Below are 17,961 nucleotides of genomic sequence, written 5' to 3'. Positions count from 1 at the left end.
GCGGGCAGTGGGAATCGAACCCACATCATCAGCTTGGAAGGCTGAGGTAATAGCCATTATACGATGCCCGCAATTTCTAATCATCTGGATGGATTACCGAACAAATCTCTGGTCTGTTCATTTCTGAAGTGCATTTTTTCGAATCAAACATCGAAAAACCGAGACAGAATATCATCCATGCAAAAATCACAAATAAGAAAACACTCTTGACGTTCCATTTCATAACGCTTTAATCCATTTACTCACTAAATTGGCCCGCCACCGAGGTCTCGCACCTACAACATCAATGGTTATCGGCTCTATCCAGCTGAGCTAGTGGCGGTTGGTGGCCCCTGCTGGGCTTGAACCAGCGACCGAGCGATTATGAGTTTTATCAATAGGCCTTACCTATCATTACCGCTATGTAATTTTACCTTTATGATCATAACATTGGTCAATTGCTTTGATTGTACGTTTTTACCGCAAAATACCTCATTCTACCGTTATGTAGTAGCCTATAGGTATCCTAGATTTTTTAGGAGTGGAAAATCAGCCCCGATCTGGCGATTTTTTTTCTAAAAACCTGTACTGGTCTTTATCATAAGAGATGGTGGTGCTCGTGGAACCCTTTAAATTCACAAAACTGAAATTACTCGATCTCCCTCTGCCGCCAGTTGGGACACAGGCTGAGTACAGAGACAGTCATGTAAAAGGGCTTAGGATACGCGTAGGAAACTCGGGCAAAAAGACATTTTGTGTTGTGCGGAAAGCTAACAATAAGTTTATACGTACATCGCTTGGCACGTTTCCTGAACTTTCGGTCGAAATGGCGCGGACGCTGGCACTCGAGAAATTAGGGCGTATCTCAGTCACCGGCCAGAACCCAAATGATGTTAAACGGGATCAGATTGCAGCGAAAGCCAGGCTTGGCGAGGCGCTGGAGCTTTATGTCAAAACAAGGGGCGGCAGACTTAAACCCACCACGGCAAGACAGTATCGGCGAACCCTGAGTAATTTTTCTGGTGACTGGCTTGAGAGGCCGATAGCTGAGATTTCCCGTGACGATGTGCAGGCCCGGCACAATGCCATTACCGAAGGTACTGTGTGGTTTGGTGGTGATTTGTCGAAAATGCGTGCGGGCGTAGCAGGAGGAAGCCGCGCCCAGGCTGATTTATGGGGGCGGGCTTTGAGGGCTATATGTAATTTTGCCTGCGACAATTACAGAACAACTGAAGGTGTCAGGCTTCTTCCTGAACCACCAACGACCGTACTGAGCAGCAAACGTCAGTGGCATGGAATTTCGCGTAAGAATACGCATATCCGATCGCATGACCTTGCCCGATGGTTGGCCGCTGTTGAATCCGTGCGAGCTTGGGCTATGGACAGCAGAGAAGATCACATTGTTGCATGTTGTGATGCCCTTGAGATGGCTCTTTATACTGGTCTTCGTCGCGGGGAGGTTTTTCAGCTTGAATGGAGTCGAGTTGATTTCCATGGCAGATTTTTTTGGATTGATAAAACGAAAAACGGGCACCCTCTGGAATTACCCACAACTGAAACGTTGATGAAAATATTTAAACGGCGTCTGGCATACCGGACTGACGGCCAAAAACTGGTATTCCCCAGCGTAAAGGGAGGGGTAATCACCGACCCACGTCGCGCAATTGATCTTATCAGTAAAAGTACTGTCCCAGATATTAACCCGGATAATTTAAAGGCAATAAAATTCAAGTGCCACGATACTCGCAGAACATTCGCTACTATTGCTGGTCTTGCAGGATTAAGCAGTTATGTTCTGAAAAGACTTATGAACCACAGAACGGATAAAAGTGCGGATGTTACGTTGGGTTATTCGCACTTTTGCTCTGAGGAATTGAGAGATGCGGCAGAACGAATTGAGAAATATATACTGAATACAAATATTGATAGCGACGAAGGCAGAATAAACAAGGTGATTTCTGATATGAGCAATGCACAGAAACGCATTATTCTAGAAAAGTTATTGACTGAACTTAAAGAGTGACAGGTGAAATATGATTAGATTCGACGATCAGCATTGGGCGGTTAACTCATTTAACGCCATTATTTTAGCCGTGCGGGTAAGCGCCATTCGGCCTGGACGGTGCAAAATGATCAAAATGTTTATCACGCCCGATATGTTTTTAAAATCCGATGGGGATCGGTTATTGATTGAGAAAATTAAAACAAATGATGATATTGAATCTGCTGAGGAAATTCTCGAAATTAGTAAAAAATCCACCCGCCGACAGGTTGATAATTTTATAGATTTTCTTTCGCGCCTGTCTCGTAATATAAGGGAAAGTAAAAATTATAGGGCATATATTTTCGAACGATACCCCGTAACTCCAATGAGAGGCAAAGATGATGCGTTATTTATTTTGGAGAGCAGGGTTTATATGTCTTGCGGTAACAGGGTATCAAATGAAGATACCTTTATCATATTACACCTGATAAAAAATGCATTTCTGGAAGTCCTTGAGGGGCGGCGAGATAGTGCCGAAATATTTTGTACCGTTGCACTCAGGATTTTAAAAGAAAGAACGGTGGCTCGACTTGAAATATTGGTTGAGGAACTCAAATCAGTAAAAAAGTAGCAAGTAGAAACGGTAAGGGGAAAACCGTTTCAAAGGGGCAAACCGTGATGTCTGAAATAATCAAAGAAACCCTTAAGCATTACCCGACAGCAAGCGATGGGAGCCTCATAGATAAGGTCATAGATTACATGCAGCAATCGGAAAGCCTCACCCCTGCCTCCAGAAACCCAGTTTTGGGGTGGATCAAAGATGCCAAGAACGAATGCGGAATAGAAGTAAAGGGGCCAAGACACGCGGGTAATACCATAAGAGATTACGATCTTGTCATTCCGGAGCACTTAAAATTTATCAGTGGGCCTGAATGGGAAAGTGAATAAATAATCAATTCTATATTTCAAATTGATATATCTGTGCATTGTTATGATTTAAAAGGCTTTATCTCCAACATTCCTTGTTTTTAACAATTGCGGGACAGTACCAGATCTGATTTGGTACTGTTTTTCCCGTTTCTCCCCATCCATGCTTGCCGCAAGTAATCTCAATGAAGGGCAAGTAACATGAAAAACCCCAATCGCTTAACCCGTAAAGAAGCTGCCGATTATCTAGGTTTGTCAGAGCAGACGCTGGCTAACTGGGCCAGTACCGGAAGGGTGAAAATCCCCCATTACAAAATTGGCGGTCACCGCGTGACTTATCTCATGAGCGATTTAGACGCGTTTGTTGAGTCTGGTCGCCGTGTACAGACGTTATGAAAGGCAATAAAAAACCCCGCCAAGGAGCAACCGGGCGGGGCTTTTGATACGTGTGCACATGGCTTGATTAGAGTAGGCGCACATCACCTGAACTTTTTCTGAGAAAGAAATACTACGGAGTCATTATGCAACAGTTGAGCAAAAATGCAAAATTCTGTTTGACAACGCCCGTCTGCGGATCGCATGATCGCCACGTTGCCCCACATTGGGCAACCGGGGTTCGAAGCCCGATACGTTTACAGGCGACACCAGACGCGCCATGCGTCTTTTTTATTGTCGTAGCCTCAGTGCACCCTTATTCAGCGGCTTTGATCCGCACAGAATCAATGGTGGCTCTGGCGGGGCTGACTTCGGTCAGGCCGGTTTCCTGTAACGCCGGTACTTCGAACCCCGTCAGAGTCACCACCAATCAAGAGGTTCGAAGCTCCGGTGGTGGCATTAGATTGCCGTTACAGGAGATTGACGCATGTCAACGATCCCTACCCATACTCGCCCGCAATTTACCTGGCTTTTTCTGGCCGTTCGCCGCGCAGACCTGTGCGACAAACCACACCGTATCAACGTCACCGCACCTGATGAACGCGCAGCCCGCCGACTGCTGGCCCGTGATTTCGTGTTCAGCTTTGCCGGACGTATTCCCGCAGGGGAGATGCTGATATGACAACATCACTCCAGGACAAAACCTTTTCCATTTCTGGTTATGCCGTTAATGCACGCGGTTACACGCGCGGCGTACACATCGAGGTTTCAGCCCCCGACACAGACCAGGCGAAATCTCTTGCCGCTGCTCGTCTGCGCTGGGATGGGTTAACCCATTTTCGCCCGTTGACCGTCCGTGAAATCACGATCGCCCCTGACCGCCTGCAATAAGGAAATGAGAAAATGACAAATCAAAATATCGCAAATACTGCCAAAGGCATTAATAGCGCTGCGGATACCGAAGTACAGCCGCAATCAACGATCCAACAGCCATTTGAAAGAAAAAATTACGCCGCTTTTATTTCTGAGGATGCACTGAACCGCCTCGATAGACTGTGCAAAGCCTGCACGATGCTTGAAGTTTTGACGGGTGCTTTTGGGGAATTAAGTATTGATAAAGCTATTAATGCCCAGCAGGTTGAAGCTCTTCTTGAGTATTTAGGTAATGATATCCGGGCTATACAAAATGGCCTTCATATGGCGGCCGGCATTTTTACCGCATGGCAAGGTGATGCCGGATTGGAATATATACACAATAACCAATAACGCTTAATTAATCTTTATTAAATAAATATATGCGCTCAGGCGCAGGGCCTCCCCTTGCCCAAAAATACCGCCCGGCGTTATTGCCGGGCATCACATAACCAGGCAGAAAATATGAGCATAAATACTGGTGTTCCTAAAAGTAATAATCAGTTCGTTACGCCGACTTGTGGTCGGCTCGTGCCTCATGAGTCCACAATGACGGGGGAGAATACACACGCCAGCAAAACGGGACAGCCGCCCACGGCTGATATTTACGCCTTCCTTGACTGGCTATGGGGATGTAACCCACACCTTGCTGTACGCGCTCAGAATTATCACGAAAGCTGGCGTAAAATGCAGTCCCTCCCCGGCAAGAGCCCACAAGCTGCGCCCGGAGAAGATTGTATTATTGATGATCGCTATCGTGTGACCCTGGATAAAAACGGATTGTCACTGTATAGCCTGATGGAAGACAGCGAAGGGCTGCTCGCCATCTACCAGTCTCCCGGCCCACTCCTTGCTGACCTGATCGCCCACAGCATCTTGCATTCCAAACAGTTGACCGCGCGGGCGTTCTTCGCTGAATCAGCACGGCTGATGATGGTTTGCGAAACTGCCTGGACGAATTTTGCCGGATGGGCAGCATGACAGCCCCTTATGCCTGGCACTGGAACGCACCGCGCCCCGCGATTGATCCGGCAACTTTTGGCTCTGAACAGCCGACAATATCCCCACTTGCCAAGCTCACCGCCCGCTATGCCCTGGAAGAAGAAAAAGCCGCTTATGCGGCTGAGAAGGAGGGGCCTGCAACTCTCCGAACGCGACTTGATACCCTGATCGACAAAGCAGAGTCACGCGAAGAAGACAGAGCGGCGTACCTGACTAAAACAGCAGGCGCACGCCTTAAAGCCAAAACCGACAGGGAAGGTAATCAGGTTGCCGCGCTGCTTGCCCTGCCGGTTTATCTGCGTACACCATTATTGCAACGCCTGCGATTTCTGCGAGAAAAGCAGCGTGATGCAGAGCGAACCGGCAAACGGACTCGCCCTGCCAGTCGCTTTTTGCGCGATCAGCTTAACCACATATTGAAGCGCATCGGGCGGACTGACGCCCGCTTCAACACCCCGCAGTACCAGTACATTGCTGCGCGTGAGCGGCTCGACGCATTGCTGGATCTCCCTCAGCTCACCAAACGGGAAGTACAAACGCTCGCCACCCTGACCGCCGGGGCCGTCGAAGGTGAGTTTAATCGCCTGTGCGAACAGCACGGCTCGGACTCCTCCCTGATCGCCGCATTGGCTGTCTATCAGCAACTTGCCCGCATGGTCTTCAAGCTAAACATCACGCCGCCGGCATGGGCCGCGCTGGGAATGGACGGGAATCGCCGCGCGGAGCCAAACCTTGATCTGCTTCCGGGTGCTATCGCCCGTCTGACCTGCGCGACGTGGTGGCAGCATCAACTGTGGCGGCTTCGTCGCGTCTGGCGTGAGGAGCAACTCCGGGCAGCGGGCCAGGTATCCAGAACAACGTCGGTATATCTCAGCCATGACGCATTGATAGAGCACCGGGAACAGCGCCGGCGCATGCGCGATTTCCTCAAATCCTACGAGATAGTTAACGAAGACGGCTTTACTCTCGACCTTGAGGAGGCGTACTACGCCGGCAACAGCAACCCGACACATCGCCGCTGTGAAATGATGGCGACCATGAAAGGCCTGGAACTGATCGCCGAGGCAAGAGGCGATGAAGCCGTTTTTATGACCATAACCTGCCCATCCCGCTTTCACGCGACGTTAGAAAATGGCCAGCTTAACCCTAAATGGGATGGCTCAACGGTGCGCGACAGCAGCGATTACCTGGTCAACGTATTTTTTTCTGGCGTCCGTAAAAAGCTCAACCGTAAAAAATTGCGCTGGTACGGCGTCCGGGTGGCGGAGCCGAACCATGACGGCACTGTGCACTGGCACATGATGATGTTTACGCACCCTGACGACCGCGAAACCATTACCGACATCGTGCGGGAATTCGCTATTCGTGAAGATTGCGCCGAACTTAGCAACGGCATCACTCCCCGATTCAAAAGTGAACTCATTACCAAAGAGAAAGGGACGCCAACCGCCTATATCGCGACCTACATCGGAAAAGGTATTGATGGTGCCGCTGCGGGGGGTATTGATCCCAAGACGGGAAAACCCCGCATTGATAACGACAGCGGCAAAAATATAGCCGATTCCGTGGAGCACGTTGTCGGCTGGGCTTCCCTGCACCGGGTTCAGCAATTCCGCTTCTTTGGCATTCCCTCACGCCAGGCCTATCGCGAGTTACGCAGGTTAGCAATGCAGATGTCCCGCAAGAAAGACGGCCCCCACGAGCTGACAGACAAGGCGATGGATAACGTGATGGTGGCAGCAGACGCCGGGTGCTTCGCCAGCTACATCATGGCGCAGGGCGGCGTCCTTATTCCCCGCAAAGATCATGTCGTCCGCACCGCCTACGACGTTGCAGACAAACTCAACGATTACGGCGAAGCCGGTATTCAGATTTTTGGCGTTTGGTCGCCAGCACTCGGCGAGGATTCCCGCGTCTGCACCCACCCCGACAACTGGGAGCTGGTCAGAAAGCAACCACATAAAGTCGGAGATACACCAGAGCAAGGCGTGGGTTTTGAATTTTCTTTGGACTCTCTGGGCGGCCCCGCCGCCCCTTGGACTCGTGGCAATAACTGTCCCCCTGAGCAAAATAGCGACAATTTAGAGGGGGAAAGTGCCACGCATAAAGAGCATGAAAACATCAACATTGACGCCCTGACCTTTGAACAGCGGCGAGACATGCTGAAAAGAATGCGTCTTGAACCGCCGGTTAACGCAAAAAAAGAAACGCCAGAAGAAATGCCGGGTAACAGGATTATCTCTGCGCAGTCTCGTGCCCCTCAGCGGCCAGTAAATGGGGCGTCACTCACCGCCCTACTCGGTAAAGCAGGCTTTGACGCCAGCGCGCACAATATTTCAATCATCCAGAGAGGTGGCTGTTTAACCGATGGTCTGGGGAATACCGTCAGGATCCGCCAGGGCAAGCCCACCATTGCATACGATGGCGCCCACCTTTCGAATACTCAGCGACTGGAATTAAAGCGGCATGTCGATACGTTGCTTCATCGTTTGAAGCCAGCAAGAAAGTGAATGTTCTAGATAAATTGCATCGAGCACAGTCATTTCTGTCTGTGCTGGCCAGCAGCGTGAGCAAAAAAAAAGGAAAGCGATTGATGAGTATTAAGAAACTCGACGATGGTCGTTATGAAGTGGACGTCAGGCCGCAGGGTTCCGAGGGAAAGCGGATTCGGCGAAAATTTAATACTAAGGGCGAAGCGCAAATTTACGAACGCCACATTCTTGTTAACTATCACAACAAAGAATGGCTGGAAAAACCGGCAGATCGGCGCAAGCTTACGGACCTGTTGGATGTTTGGTGGGTACAACACGGCAAACATCACGTTCGTGGTGAGAAAGAGAAAGAGCGCTTAACTGCCATCATCAAGACGATGAAAGAGCTAGGTCTGCAGCGTGCTGACCAGTTAACTGTTAAAGCAATTAAAGGCTATCGAGTGTACATGCTAAACCAGGGTTTGAAGGCTTCAAGTGTTAACCGCCACCTGGCTATTATGAGCGGCATGTTCACCAAGTTAATTGAGGCGGGTGAATATCACAGTGAGCATCCTATTCGGGGGATTAAAGCATTTAAAGAGGGTGAATCTGAGATGTCATTTTTGACCACCAGCGAAATAGATACCCTCCTTGGGTTGCTTGATGGAGATGATCGCAAAGCCGCGTTGTTATGTTTGGCGACGGGAGGCCGCTGGGGAGAGGTTGCTAACCTTAAGGGCGTACACATCATTCAGGGGAAGGTTATGTTCATGAAGACGAAGAACGGTAAGCGCCGAACTGTCCCGATTTCTTCTGACCTGGAAGCATTGGTTAAAGGAGGTAAAACAGGAATATTACTTCGCCCGGATTACGTTAGGGTTCGCACCACGTTGAAAGCAATGAAGCCCGATTTGCCTATGGGTCAGGCTGTCCATGTCTTACGCCATACGTTCGCCACACATTTTATGATGAACGGAGGGAATATCATTACGCTTCAACGGATACTAGGGCACGCGACCATACAGCAAACGATGACATACGCGCACTTCGCTCCTGATTTTTTACAGGATGCCGTCGCCCTGAATCCCGTTGCGGCGAGGTTCGAAAATAGCCTGCTGGAAACCAATGCATCCGGTGCAACAGAGTGCGCTTAAGTGCAAGTAAATTCGCTGTTATCAAAATGACCTCCCGCCAGTACTGGCGGGGGATTGACGCCGCTGCAAGTTGCACAATTTCGTGCATAAAACGCGTGCGGGTGTGGTGGGGGTAGCCGCCCGCTGTGGGGGATAGGTGGAACCCCCTCTACCGATAGTGGGTGCGCACGGAGTGCATCACGATGGGGCGACATCTCAGCGCAGGAGACTTGGCTTGTGTCTTTCCATTGCACCGCGTGGCGTGCGTCTGAGCGCGTCTGATGCGTCCGGTGGTTTTGTCTCCAGGGCGTGAGCATTTCGTGCTGTGATGTGCGGAGGTTACCGCGATGTAATGGCCGGTGCCGCCGCCAGAGTTTTTCTCACTGATGCAGGGCGTGACGTTGCGGTGTGTGGGATGCGCGGCAGCGCATGGGAGGCGGTGTACCGATGTTGCAGAGATTGCGACGGTGTGGCCGCCGTAGCCCGCCCGGAAAGGGCGGTGCATTCCAGCATGGCGCACAGCACCCCTCGCGCTGCCAGACCCAGTAAGCTCGCCGCTATGCCGGCAGTCAGCCCGACGCCGTGGGGTTACGGCGGCGGTTCACCAGGTAACCCGCGCCCCGAATCATTCAAGGCATAGCAGAGGCCGTCTATGCCAGCGTGTGGCTTTCCTGTGCCAGGAGATAGGCCGGGAGAGTGAACGTGAAAACGGGGCGGGAATGTCGCCACAACGGCATGAAAGCCCGCTCACGGGTGATGCGTCGAAGTTGTGGCGCGAGGCATATTGCGGGTGCTTGCGTGCGCTGTCCCCCGCCACGCCTGCACGCGGCGATGGCGTCACAAAAAGCGAACAATGAATCGGGGTATTCAGAGACCTGAAAGACAGGCCAGACAAGGCGGGATGGGATATAAAGCTGAACAATCATGCCCCTTTTTTTGTCACGAAAAAAGCCCCTGATTGTTTAAAGTGTGACAGTTTCAGAGGGCTATTGTTCATGTTGTCACGCCCTGTTTTAGGTGCAAAAAAAACGCCGCAATGGGCGGCGGCGTTCAATGCGAGTTGTCAGTTTTTGTCACGTCCGGAACGCCCGCTTCCTTCCAGCTCGCATATTTGCTTACAGAGCTGGTCCATGTGTGCCATATCCGCCGGCGTGGTGTCCTCCGGTTCCTTCTCAAGCAACTGGAGGTAAATATCTGTCAATCGCCAGGACAGGGCGGAGGCGTTATCTCTCTGACGCTGGCGTTTACGTTCTTTCATGCGCTCTCCTTTCTGCGGTCTCCCGTCGCGGCTAATGTCGCCAGTAGCCCGGCGTATCGCTCAAGAAGGTTCAGTATGCGCGGCGTTAAACTTTCAGGGGGTTGCTCAATCAGCCGCAGATAGGCCCGCAGCGTCGCATCATAAGCCCGTTCGTTACCGCTGTAGTTCTCCCAGCCACCGCGCCGTCGCCAGGTGTAAAGGGTGTTGATGTTCACGTTCAGTTGTTCAGCCACTTCTGCCGGGCTGAATCCGGAAAGAAACAACTTTCGGGCATCCGCTTTCAATGCGGACGGGGTTTTTACCTTATGGGTTTGCGTCGTCATCGCGGCTCCTTCGTTCCGATATTGAGCGCCTCGCGTGCGGCGCTTTTCAGCAGATTTTTTGCGTACCCCGCCCATGATTCGCCCCGCTGCTGGCTGAGCATACTGATGATCTGGTCAGTTTCATGAGGTACGCGGATGGATTTCATCACCGTGTTACGCGTGCGTCGTGGTGCGGACATTTTCCCGCCTCCTGTGTGGTCATTCTGTCTGCACATCATAAGGACATTTTCCAGAAGTGAACCTCACTTTAAGCTGTCGCCGCTCTCCGACATCGTCAAGTTGACGCTTTCGGCCTCCGGGTGTGTCACGCTTTTATCGACGAAAACACAGTAAACAGGAGCATTACCGATGTCACAAATGAAAAACGAACCGTTGCAGAATGAACCTCACCAACCGCGGGTGATGAAACTTGAGGAAACCCGTAACGGATTCAACCAGGCATGGCAGGCGCTGTGTGACGCAGAGCGCGTTCTTCACAACCTTCAGGCCGAGAAGGACAGGGCAAAAGCCAAATCAGCCGACGCCGGCCGCCAGTGGGATGAAGTGATGACCGTGGGTGACGGCACGATTGCCGCCGCCGCGGAAGAATTGGAAGCCACCATCGCGCAGGCTGCTCAGCGGGCAGAACGCCTTGTGCCGCTGATTGAGGCGCAGGCCCTTAAGGTGCTGGATTTGCGCGTGCTTGCCAGTCAGGCCGCCAGTACCCACCGGGAGGCCCACCGTCTGCTGGCCGTCGATACCGCCGCGTCCGCGCTTGAAGAATTTCTGCAAACCCTGCCGCTGCTGGTCGCTCAGCCCCTGCGTCAGTTGATCGGCCTTTACCAAATTGCCGGGCTGTCGCACCGCGAGGCGCTGGAGAAAATCACCGATAAAGTAGCCGGTCTTGCCGGCGGTGAACACCAGGCTATCGCTCAGGCGGCCATCGAGCAGAACGCCGATGTTAGCCCGGCACTGGCGGCATTCCCCGGCACACTGCCGTTTGAAGTGAATAAAGCACTGCGCTATAGCCCGTCTCCAATTCAGGAAACACTTATGCGCACTCGTGACGAGTTCAGGCTTCGCCTGGCGATGGGGCTTGAACGCATGGGGGGCCGATGATGAATATGAAAAAAACGGTGACAATTACCCTTAAAGGGCAGCGCTTTCAACTCACTGGCGCAGAGCTGCAACAGCACGTATTGGCCTGCTGTGATGCGGGTTTGATGCATTTTGGTACGGCGGAAAATGCAACCGCGTTTGTAGACACCACGCGCAGGCACCGCGACAGCCATTTTTTCAGCCAGCAGAATAATAGCGGCGAAAGTGACCCCGATATTATCCCGGCGGAATACTGAGAGGCGGCATGAAAAACAAAACGCGACAGCAGTTTAATGACTGGAAGCAAGGACAACTCGACGCCAGCGGAGCAGTAGAAAGCGGAAACGGTGCCTTGCAATTCACCGCCTCCGCCTCCGTTGCGCAGACCGTGGTCAACAAAATGCAGGACAGCGCAGACTTATTGCGACGCATTAACGTGGTGGAGGTCGATGCGCAGCAGGCGGACAAGCTGGGGTTAGGAGCATCTTCTCCGATTGCCTCGACGGGGACGAACGCCACCGGCCGCCGTGATCCCCACTCGGTTTTCACGCTGGATGAAAACGGATACCGCTGTGAGCAGGTCAACACCGATACCTTTATCAGTTTTGACCAGCTTGACGCCTGGTCGGGGCTGGATGATTTTGCAGGGCGCATTGACAGTCAGATTATCACCCGCCAGGCGCTTGACCGCATCATGATCGGATTTCATGGCATTACCCACACGGCCAGGTCAAACATTGAGAAAAACCCGCTTCTGCAGGACGTTAATACGGGCTGGTTGCAGCATTACCGGGAGCATTCCCCGCAGCGCGTTATCAGCGGTGTTTCCGTGTCACGCCGCAATCGCGATAATGTGATCGAGAGCAGCGGTGACTATGGCACTGTGGATTCACTTATCCTGGACGCTTACAAGGCGGTGCTCGATCCCTGGTTCGTGGATTCGGAAGACCTGGTAGTTATTTGTGGGCGTTCGCTTTTGTCACAAAAGTATTTTCCGCTGGTGAATGGTTTGGGCAATGTGGCAACGCCCACCAAAGAGCTTTTAAGCTGGCTGATGTTGGCCGAAAACCAGACGTTGGGCGGACTGCCTGCCTATGAGGTGCCATTCTTCCCGGATAATGCCGCGCTGGTGACCACGTTTGAGAATTTGTCTTTTTACTGGCAAACCGGCACTGACCGCCGCCGAGTTGAGGATGAATCAATCTATAACCGGATAGCGGTGTATGACTCACGCAACGAAGCTTACGTGGTTGAGGATTACGGCAGTGGCTGCCTGCTGGAAAATATCGTGTGGGGAAGCGACGGTAAAAGCGAATAGCCAGCTCAGGCCGGATGCTAAGGCGCCGGCCTTTTCGCTCTGCCTGTACGGATGTACAATCGGGGCAGCAAACGAAGGGTTGCCTTCCCTCAGTGTAAACCCCGCCAGGAGCTTGAAAATCATGTCTTACCGTTGCCCCAATTGTGGTTCCAGCGCTCGCAGCCGCTTCACTGAATATGATGAACACTGTATTAGAGCAATGTTCCACCAGTGCAATAATCTTTACTGTGGGATTTCCTTCCGCACCCGTACTGAGGTTGATAAAATTATCAGCCCGCCGGTTGATGGGGCGGGAATGCTCAAAGCAGGGTTGGATCAGGGGTAAGGGAGGGTGTCATCGGCCTTGATTATTTTCCAGCGATCTCCCTCTTCTTTCAAAAAGAGCACTATATTCACTTTTTCATTTTTTCCGAATGTGACGCCCACAATTGAGCTATCTTTTGCGAGAGTCAGTGCCGGATGGATATTGATGCTTAAAAGCCATTCCGCCGGATCATAGTCCTGCACTTTAGTGAAGTAGGCGACATTACCGGGCAAACTTCCACGCCGTATATCTTCCCTTATCCTGTCCGCCGTTCCTTTTGCAACAAACCGGTACATATCCGCGCTGTCTTCTGCTGGCGTTGTACCTTTATCGGCGTTGATATACCACTCATAAAACTGCCTCACGAAAGCCTCCGGGCTTTGTGTCGAAGCATGAGAGACAGATGGCAGGGCAGTGCATATAAATGACAGGCAGAGAGTTAAAACAAGTCTGAATTTCATTATGCCCGCCTTATGAATGCCGGTAAAACTTACAGGCTGGACGAATTGCCCGATAGGAAGCTCCAGGATAAAAACCGTGATATTGCCGGAAATCCGAGATCCATATACTTCCGTCATACATAGCCATGTGACCGTGAGGGTGGTTGGGTATTGGCTGGATTACAACAACGTCACCTGCTCTTGGATGGCTACCATCTGGCAGCTGGCGAAATCCAGCAGATTCAAGACGCAATCCGTAATCCCTGGCATGGAGAGTGTTCATAACATGAATACCACCCGCCTCAATAGCCTGCCGGACATATTTGGCGCAATTACCTGTGCTGGTAGAACTGGCATGGCTGCGTAAGTGTGTCACCGCTCTGGATACATCCCACATCACCCGATCCTTCTATGACTAAGTCACGCCTATAGGCTACAGAAGTAGCCTATAGGTATCCTTGTTGAAATGAGTTAGGTGGTGTTTTTATTGTAACTCATTGATTTATTTGGTGGCCCTTGCTGGACTTGAACCAGCGACCAAGCGATTATGAGTCGCGCGCTCTAACCAACTGAGCTAAGGGGCCGAGCGGCGCATTCTATAACCATACGGTACTTAAGGCAAATTCCTGACGATACGGCGCATCTTTTGAAAGCAAAAACCCGCACATCTGCGGGTTTTTACAAATTTGGCAACATATCAAATTGGCCTTAAATATGGCCTATTTTCACAACTTTTGCAATAGGCTGCCCATTTCAATCTCTGTCAGCCGATTTAACACTGTTCGCAAAACATCAATATCCAAGCGTTCAAAAGCATTTTTTAAACCGGACCAGTGGGACGCATAGACCTTAGACCAGCATTGCTGAGATATGCTCATAAGGTTCCCCAGTGCAGTACCAGCCAGCTCGGTATAAGTATCGTTTCTATTCTTCGCAGCCGCATCCTGCGCTGCTAACCAGACTAAAGCGATCAGCCGCTTTTTCACTTTTGCCTGCAGTGGTTTGCCCTCTAACCTCCTTTCGTATTCAGCCCAAACGTGTTCGCAAAAAGCTACCTGGTGAGCAAATTTAAGGTCATGGCCATAACAGTATTTCACCCAGGCGTTTTGATACTCAGGCAGCGAATTCACAGCGCGGCGCCAGCCACACATAGCAAAATCATACTCATTCATCGGCGGCATCGGTCGGCGACGACTGCGCGTCTCCAAAACGTACAGCGCCGTGTTTTCAGCCTTAACCTGCCGATAACCTCCCCGCCCATCCTCAAGATCTACCAGATGTATTGGTTGACGGGGATTACGGTTTTTATCAGCAGGCGGGTGCTCAGCGAATGCCTGCAACTGCCCTTTTGTGCCGCCGGATAAATCAGCCAGGGCGAAGCGTAGTGCTATACGTGCGTACTCAAGTAATTGCGCATTCATCAGATGATCCCCTCTTCCCTTAAAATCTGCTGAGTACGCATAACGCCTTCCGCGTGCCATAGCCGCAAGGTGTCGTAATCCCACTCTGATTTTGTTCGCCCGTCGCAGATGTCGTGGCATGCACTGCACGCCCACGCGGCCTGTTCATCGTGTGGCTTGCAGCCGGTACCGCAGGTTCCCGCAAGCCGGTAATGCGCAAGCGCAGTGGTTTCTGAGTTTCCGTTGCATACGCCAACAATCCGGATCTGGCATTCGCGCCCTCGCGCCGCTTTGGTTAATTTGCTCATGCCGCATAGCTCATTAGCTGGCTCGCAGCGTTCTCGGCAGCCTGTGGGGTGCTGAATGTTTTATTCAGAATGAAATTCCACAACACATTCAGCGTGGCTTTGTAGAGTTCTGAAAATTCAGTGTCATCCATGCTCGCGAAGGAAATCGAGATCGGTTCTTTGACCGTTACACCATTCGGCATTACCAGTTCTGTGTAATAACCGGCCTCGACCGTAGTCCAGCGCCGGAAAGCATCGAACGACTTAATCAGCGTCACGCGGTCAGCCCGCCGCGCACTGACTTTTTTCAGATAACCGACAGCCAGAGAATTGAGCGTTTCGCCATGACCAGCATATTCAGCCAGATGGTTTACGTAACCACGGATCAGGGATTTTTCTTCGGGGGATATAGCGCCGCCGGTAGGCGTCCAGTACTCAAAACCAAGATTGAGAAGTGCGAAGTATTTACGGTGAAAGCGGGCATTGCGCGCTTTTTTGAAGTCAGAGGTCAGTATGTCGCCGACCTTGATTTTAGAATGCAAAAAATCTCTGGTATCCGGCGTTGCGGGTATCAGAGTGTTATTGCTTGCTTTGATAAATGATAACTGCGCCATCGCTATCTCCGGTGGACGCAGTGATTTTTCAGTAGGTTGTTCAGACCTGAAACTTAATTATAGTCTGTTTCTTCGGTACTCTGTAGGGGGAAGCCCTGCTTTTTTACGCGCATCTTGAAACGTTCGCAAGCTGGTAACAAACTCATCTTCACGAAGTAAAAAACCAGAAGTGGGAACTCCAGCGCAAAAGTAGAGCAACACAGGGCCATCTGTTGTTACTAACCCTTTGATTAGATCATCAGGAATATACATGTAATCTCTCCAGCGGAAAAAATTATCCTGTTATGCATCCTTTCGCGCGTTTCGGAAGTTAAGCTCATTGACGCACTTAAAACAAATAGGCAGCGCAGATCAATTTAGTAACACTGATCGTTTTCACCGATCGATTGAAGGAACGATAGCAGAAAACCACTGTATATAAAAACAGCAAAACACCCCGTTTTGAACGCAGAACTTAGAGATTGATTCTGCGAACATCGGTATGCGTATGTTTATAGGGATTTTTTCTAGAGGGGACGGGTGCTTGAGAACTCATGCGGCGACAACAAATGGCGGGGATTGCTCCCCGCCGGTTGCTCCTTACTTAGATTCGTAAGCCATGAAAACAGCAACCTCCGTTTGACCACTTCGGATGTGGATCTCGCAGAGGTCTTTCCTCATTGCTAAAATGGCAGTGCAGGCTGCCGCTATAACGATGATGGCGATCAAAACCGCCGTTGGCTGTTTCATGGTTGCTTCTCCTTGCCTTTCGGCGTGTAAGAGGCTACCTTTATGTTGCTGAAGCATAAGAGGGCCTCGGGTTGATTTATATCGACTCGGGGCTTTTCTCTTTCTGCCTTTTGCTAATGCTCAAGACAGAAAGTCTCAAGCACCCGCCGCAATACTACCCAACCGCCACGCATTATCAAAATTTAATGATCCCCACACCCACAGTTGACATAACCAAGCAGCTCCCGACAAGAAACCTTACCTCGCGCCCCCCCAGGCAGTCGTACGCAGCAATGTACGGTGCCACATTCCACTCTATGAACGCAGCCAGTGAGAGCGCTATCGCTATTACTGTGATCATCAGAGCAAGGCAGGCAACGAAAGTAATCAACCAGCAAGAAAACCAGCTTTTATTTATCAAATTTTTTATCACTGAATACCTCCGGTAAAACGCTGGCGAACCGGCATCAGCAACTGATTAAAAAGACTGGCCATGTGGCAACACTGTGCATCCTCTGGAGACATTTGCGGCCTAACTTTCGGCATTCTCTGGCTACTACCGGTATCCATTTTTTTCTTTGGTTTCTTTGCGCCACCTACGCGATAAAATTCTGGCGACACATGCACCAGGTGATATTTATTTTCACGACCTGGGGTCCGCGCAATGTCAGCGTAGGGTGAGCGCATCAACGAATTAACCACGGACTGGAGTTTAGGTGACAGCTCCCTCGCTGGGAGATCCCGATCAGGATATTTTTCAGCAAATAACTTTCTCAGTTCGGCATACGTCAGCGTTTTCCCAAGCATGATATCGATGATTTCTGCCGCAGTAATTTTGGTCATAATGCGACTCCTGCAGTTTGGCGCTGAAGCCTGCGAACCGTCTCACGGAGTTTACGCAGGCGGCGTACATCACCCTCATGCTGCCTGATTTTGCGACTCAGTGAGTCGATAGTCGGCAGCGTCACCGTCATGGTGTCGGGATCAGCAAAAATCACTGCGGGTGTTGTTTCTACTTTCTGTACTGCATTGATAATCAACGGTAATGGGGCTGGTTGCTCCACTGCTGGCTTTTCTCCCTCTACCGAACTCACTTGCACCGGTTTATCAATTCGACCGCTTACGGTGACTTCTGCGACCTTTTGAGTTTTTACAGCTCTTGACGATTTTTTCTTGGTAACTGGTTTCTCCGCTATGGCATCTGGCGAATATTTCCGGCCCTTCTCGGTGATGCTGAAATACCCGTTGACGCAATCTGCATTGCCCTGTTTGACCTGATTTTTCAGCATCGCTACAGCGACTCCGGGCTCAAGCCCGAGCGAATCAGCAATGTTCAGCGCCGTTACTTTTCCCACTTCCTGCAACTCATTCAAAATTTTTTCTATCGTCGTGCTCATCAGTCAATCCTCAGTGTTTATCCATTTTGATTTCGCTAACATCTAGCGCCCG

The 17,961-nt window shown here is 50.9% G+C and carries 26 protein-coding genes, 2 tRNA genes and 1 pseudogene; 16 read left to right on the top strand and 13 right to left on the bottom strand.

The genetic code is table 11. The features are described 5' to 3' along the window. A tRNA-Gly gene (locus tag J8X26_RS19915) sits at positions 1-71 on the bottom strand. A gap of 527 nt (positions 72-598) precedes the next feature. On the opposite strand from J8X26_RS19915, the gene J8X26_RS19910 reads away from it, so the two are divergent. From J8X26_RS19910 to J8X26_RS19855, 12 genes and pseudogenes are all read left to right on the top strand, one after another. Beyond that, positions 599-2,002 (top strand): site-specific integrase, encoded by a 1,404-nt coding sequence (locus J8X26_RS19910; RefSeq protein WP_208951722.1) that lies wholly within the window; start codon positions 599-601, stop codon positions 2,000-2,002. 10 nt (positions 2,003-2,012) lie between these two features. After that, the gene (locus J8X26_RS19905; protein WP_208951721.1) at positions 2,013-2,594 is read left to right on the top strand and encodes a hypothetical protein; all 582 of its coding nucleotides are present in this window, start codon (positions 2,013-2,015) and stop codon (positions 2,592-2,594) included. A 47-nt stretch (positions 2,595-2,641) separates the two neighbouring features. Beyond that, a complete protein-coding gene (locus J8X26_RS19900; RefSeq protein WP_208951720.1) occupies positions 2,642-2,911 on the top strand; it encodes a hypothetical protein in 270 nt (89 codons plus the stop codon). A 180-nt stretch (positions 2,912-3,091) separates the two neighbouring features. Beyond that, positions 3,092-3,286 (top strand): helix-turn-helix domain-containing protein, encoded by a 195-nt coding sequence (locus J8X26_RS19895; RefSeq protein WP_208951719.1) that lies wholly within the window; start codon positions 3,092-3,094, stop codon positions 3,284-3,286. Positions 3,287-3,411: 125 nt separating this feature from the next. Then, positions 3,412-3,690 (top strand): annotated as a pseudogene (locus J8X26_RS28080) (ash family protein); the annotation flags it as partial. A gap of 62 nt (positions 3,691-3,752) precedes the next feature. Beyond that, entirely contained in the window at positions 3,753-3,947 is a 195-nt protein-coding gene (locus J8X26_RS19885; RefSeq protein ID WP_208951718.1) for a host cell division inhibitor Icd-like protein, read from the top strand. Next, on the top strand, positions 3,944-4,156 hold the full coding sequence (locus J8X26_RS19880) for a hypothetical protein (RefSeq protein ID WP_208951717.1): 213 nt from the start codon (positions 3,944-3,946) through the stop codon (positions 4,154-4,156). Before J8X26_RS19885 ends, J8X26_RS19880 begins: the two co-directional genes overlap by 4 nt. Positions 4,157-4,168: 12 nt before the next feature. Further along, a complete protein-coding gene (locus J8X26_RS19875) occupies positions 4,169-4,531 on the top strand; it encodes a hypothetical protein (RefSeq protein WP_208951716.1) in 363 nt (120 codons plus the stop codon). A 111-nt stretch (positions 4,532-4,642) separates the two neighbouring features. Beyond that, positions 4,643-5,158 (top strand): hypothetical protein, encoded by a 516-nt coding sequence (locus tag J8X26_RS19870; protein ID WP_208951715.1) that lies wholly within the window; start codon positions 4,643-4,645, stop codon positions 5,156-5,158. Then, positions 5,155-7,689, top strand: coding sequence for a replication endonuclease (locus J8X26_RS19865; RefSeq protein ID WP_208951714.1), 2,535 nt, complete (start codon positions 5,155-5,157; stop codon positions 7,687-7,689). Before J8X26_RS19870 ends, J8X26_RS19865 begins: the two co-directional genes overlap by 4 nt. Before the next feature lie 83 nt (positions 7,690-7,772). Continuing rightward, on the top strand, positions 7,773-8,804 hold the full coding sequence (locus J8X26_RS19860; protein ID WP_208951713.1) for a tyrosine-type recombinase/integrase: 1,032 nt from the start codon (positions 7,773-7,775) through the stop codon (positions 8,802-8,804). A 304-nt stretch (positions 8,805-9,108) separates the two neighbouring features. Further along, positions 9,109-9,423: a hypothetical protein gene (locus J8X26_RS19855; protein ID WP_208951712.1), complete on the top strand. Its 315-nt coding sequence runs from the start codon at positions 9,109-9,111 to the stop codon at positions 9,421-9,423. 423 nt (positions 9,424-9,846) lie between these two features. Here J8X26_RS19855 and J8X26_RS19850 read toward each other — a convergent pair whose 3' ends face one another. From J8X26_RS19850 to J8X26_RS19840, 3 genes are read right to left on the bottom strand one after another with little or no spacing between them, the layout of a single operon-like run. Continuing rightward, positions 9,847-10,041, bottom strand: a complete 195-nt coding sequence (locus tag J8X26_RS19850) for a hypothetical protein (RefSeq protein WP_208951711.1) — start codon at positions 10,039-10,041, stop codon at positions 9,847-9,849. Continuing rightward, the gene (locus J8X26_RS19845; protein WP_208951710.1) at positions 10,038-10,364 is read right to left on the bottom strand and encodes a hypothetical protein; all 327 of its coding nucleotides are present in this window, start codon (positions 10,362-10,364) and stop codon (positions 10,038-10,040) included. Before J8X26_RS19845 ends, J8X26_RS19850 begins: the two co-directional genes overlap by 4 nt. Then, complete coding sequence (locus J8X26_RS19840) at positions 10,361-10,543, bottom strand: hypothetical protein (RefSeq protein ID WP_208951709.1); 183 nt, start codon at positions 10,541-10,543, stop codon at positions 10,361-10,363. Before J8X26_RS19840 ends, J8X26_RS19845 begins: the two co-directional genes overlap by 4 nt. A gap of 169 nt (positions 10,544-10,712) precedes the next feature. Here J8X26_RS19840 and J8X26_RS19835 point away from each other — a divergent pair, with 169 nt between their 5' ends. The 4 genes from J8X26_RS19835 to J8X26_RS28075 are packed head-to-tail and all read left to right on the top strand — an operon-like array spanning position 10,713 to position 13,084. Further along, positions 10,713-11,462, top strand: a complete 750-nt coding sequence (locus tag J8X26_RS19835) for a hypothetical protein (protein WP_208951708.1) — start codon at positions 10,713-10,715, stop codon at positions 11,460-11,462. Beyond that, positions 11,459-11,698 carry a hypothetical protein gene (locus J8X26_RS19830; RefSeq protein WP_208951707.1) on the top strand — a complete coding sequence of 80 codons (240 nt, stop codon included), beginning with the start codon at positions 11,459-11,461 and terminating at the stop codon, positions 11,696-11,698. The genes J8X26_RS19835 and J8X26_RS19830 overlap by 4 nt, the downstream gene beginning before the upstream one ends. An 8-nt stretch (positions 11,699-11,706) precedes the next feature. Then, on the top strand, positions 11,707-12,759 hold the full coding sequence (locus J8X26_RS19825; protein ID WP_208951706.1) for a phage major capsid protein, P2 family: 1,053 nt from the start codon (positions 11,707-11,709) through the stop codon (positions 12,757-12,759). Further along, positions 12,665-13,084, top strand: a complete 420-nt coding sequence (locus J8X26_RS28075) for an ogr/Delta-like zinc finger family protein (RefSeq protein ID WP_374101292.1) — start codon at positions 12,665-12,667, stop codon at positions 13,082-13,084. The genes J8X26_RS19825 and J8X26_RS28075 overlap by 95 nt, the downstream gene beginning before the upstream one ends. On the opposite strand, the gene J8X26_RS19815 is transcribed toward J8X26_RS28075, so the two are convergent. The 9 genes from J8X26_RS19815 to J8X26_RS19775 form a co-directional block, all read right to left on the bottom strand. Next, positions 13,075-13,641 (bottom strand): DUF3828 domain-containing protein, encoded by a 567-nt coding sequence (locus tag J8X26_RS19815; protein ID WP_208951704.1) that lies wholly within the window; start codon positions 13,639-13,641, stop codon positions 13,075-13,077. The genes J8X26_RS28075 and J8X26_RS19815 overlap by 10 nt on opposite strands. Before the next feature lie 369 nt (positions 13,642-14,010). Beyond that, a tRNA-Ile gene (locus J8X26_RS19810) sits at positions 14,011-14,087 on the bottom strand. A 141-nt stretch (positions 14,088-14,228) separates the two neighbouring features. After that, entirely contained in the window at positions 14,229-14,924 is a 696-nt protein-coding gene (locus J8X26_RS19805) for a bacteriophage antitermination protein Q (RefSeq protein ID WP_208951703.1), read from the bottom strand. Then, entirely contained in the window at positions 14,924-15,211 is a 288-nt protein-coding gene (locus J8X26_RS19800; RefSeq protein ID WP_208951702.1) for a DUF1364 domain-containing protein, read from the bottom strand. The genes J8X26_RS19805 and J8X26_RS19800 overlap by 1 nt, the downstream gene beginning before the upstream one ends. Next, complete coding sequence (locus tag J8X26_RS19795; protein ID WP_208951701.1) at positions 15,208-15,804, bottom strand: DUF1367 family protein; 597 nt, start codon at positions 15,802-15,804, stop codon at positions 15,208-15,210. Before J8X26_RS19795 ends, J8X26_RS19800 begins: the two co-directional genes overlap by 4 nt. A gap of 57 nt (positions 15,805-15,861) precedes the next feature. Then, entirely contained in the window at positions 15,862-16,056 is a 195-nt protein-coding gene (locus tag J8X26_RS28070) for a hypothetical protein (protein WP_208951700.1), read from the bottom strand. Positions 16,057-16,383: 327 nt separating this feature from the next. Further along, entirely contained in the window at positions 16,384-16,533 is a 150-nt protein-coding gene (locus J8X26_RS19785) for a Hok/Gef family protein (RefSeq protein ID WP_208951699.1), read from the bottom strand. 408 nt (positions 16,534-16,941) lie between these two features. Beyond that, a complete protein-coding gene (locus J8X26_RS19780; RefSeq protein WP_208951698.1) occupies positions 16,942-17,355 on the bottom strand; it encodes a hypothetical protein in 414 nt (137 codons plus the stop codon). Continuing rightward, the gene (locus tag J8X26_RS19775; RefSeq protein WP_208951697.1) at positions 17,352-17,909 is read right to left on the bottom strand and encodes a hypothetical protein; all 558 of its coding nucleotides are present in this window, start codon (positions 17,907-17,909) and stop codon (positions 17,352-17,354) included. Before J8X26_RS19775 ends, J8X26_RS19780 begins: the two co-directional genes overlap by 4 nt. Positions 17,910-17,961: the final 52 nt, after the last annotated feature.

Source organism: Rahnella sp. ChDrAdgB13 (assembly GCF_017655185.1).
Lineage (GTDB): Bacteria > Pseudomonadota > Gammaproteobacteria > Enterobacterales > Enterobacteriaceae > Rahnella > Rahnella contaminans.
The sequence above is the reverse complement of the archived record's forward strand: the minus strand, read 5'-3'. Positions and strand labels throughout refer to the sequence as shown.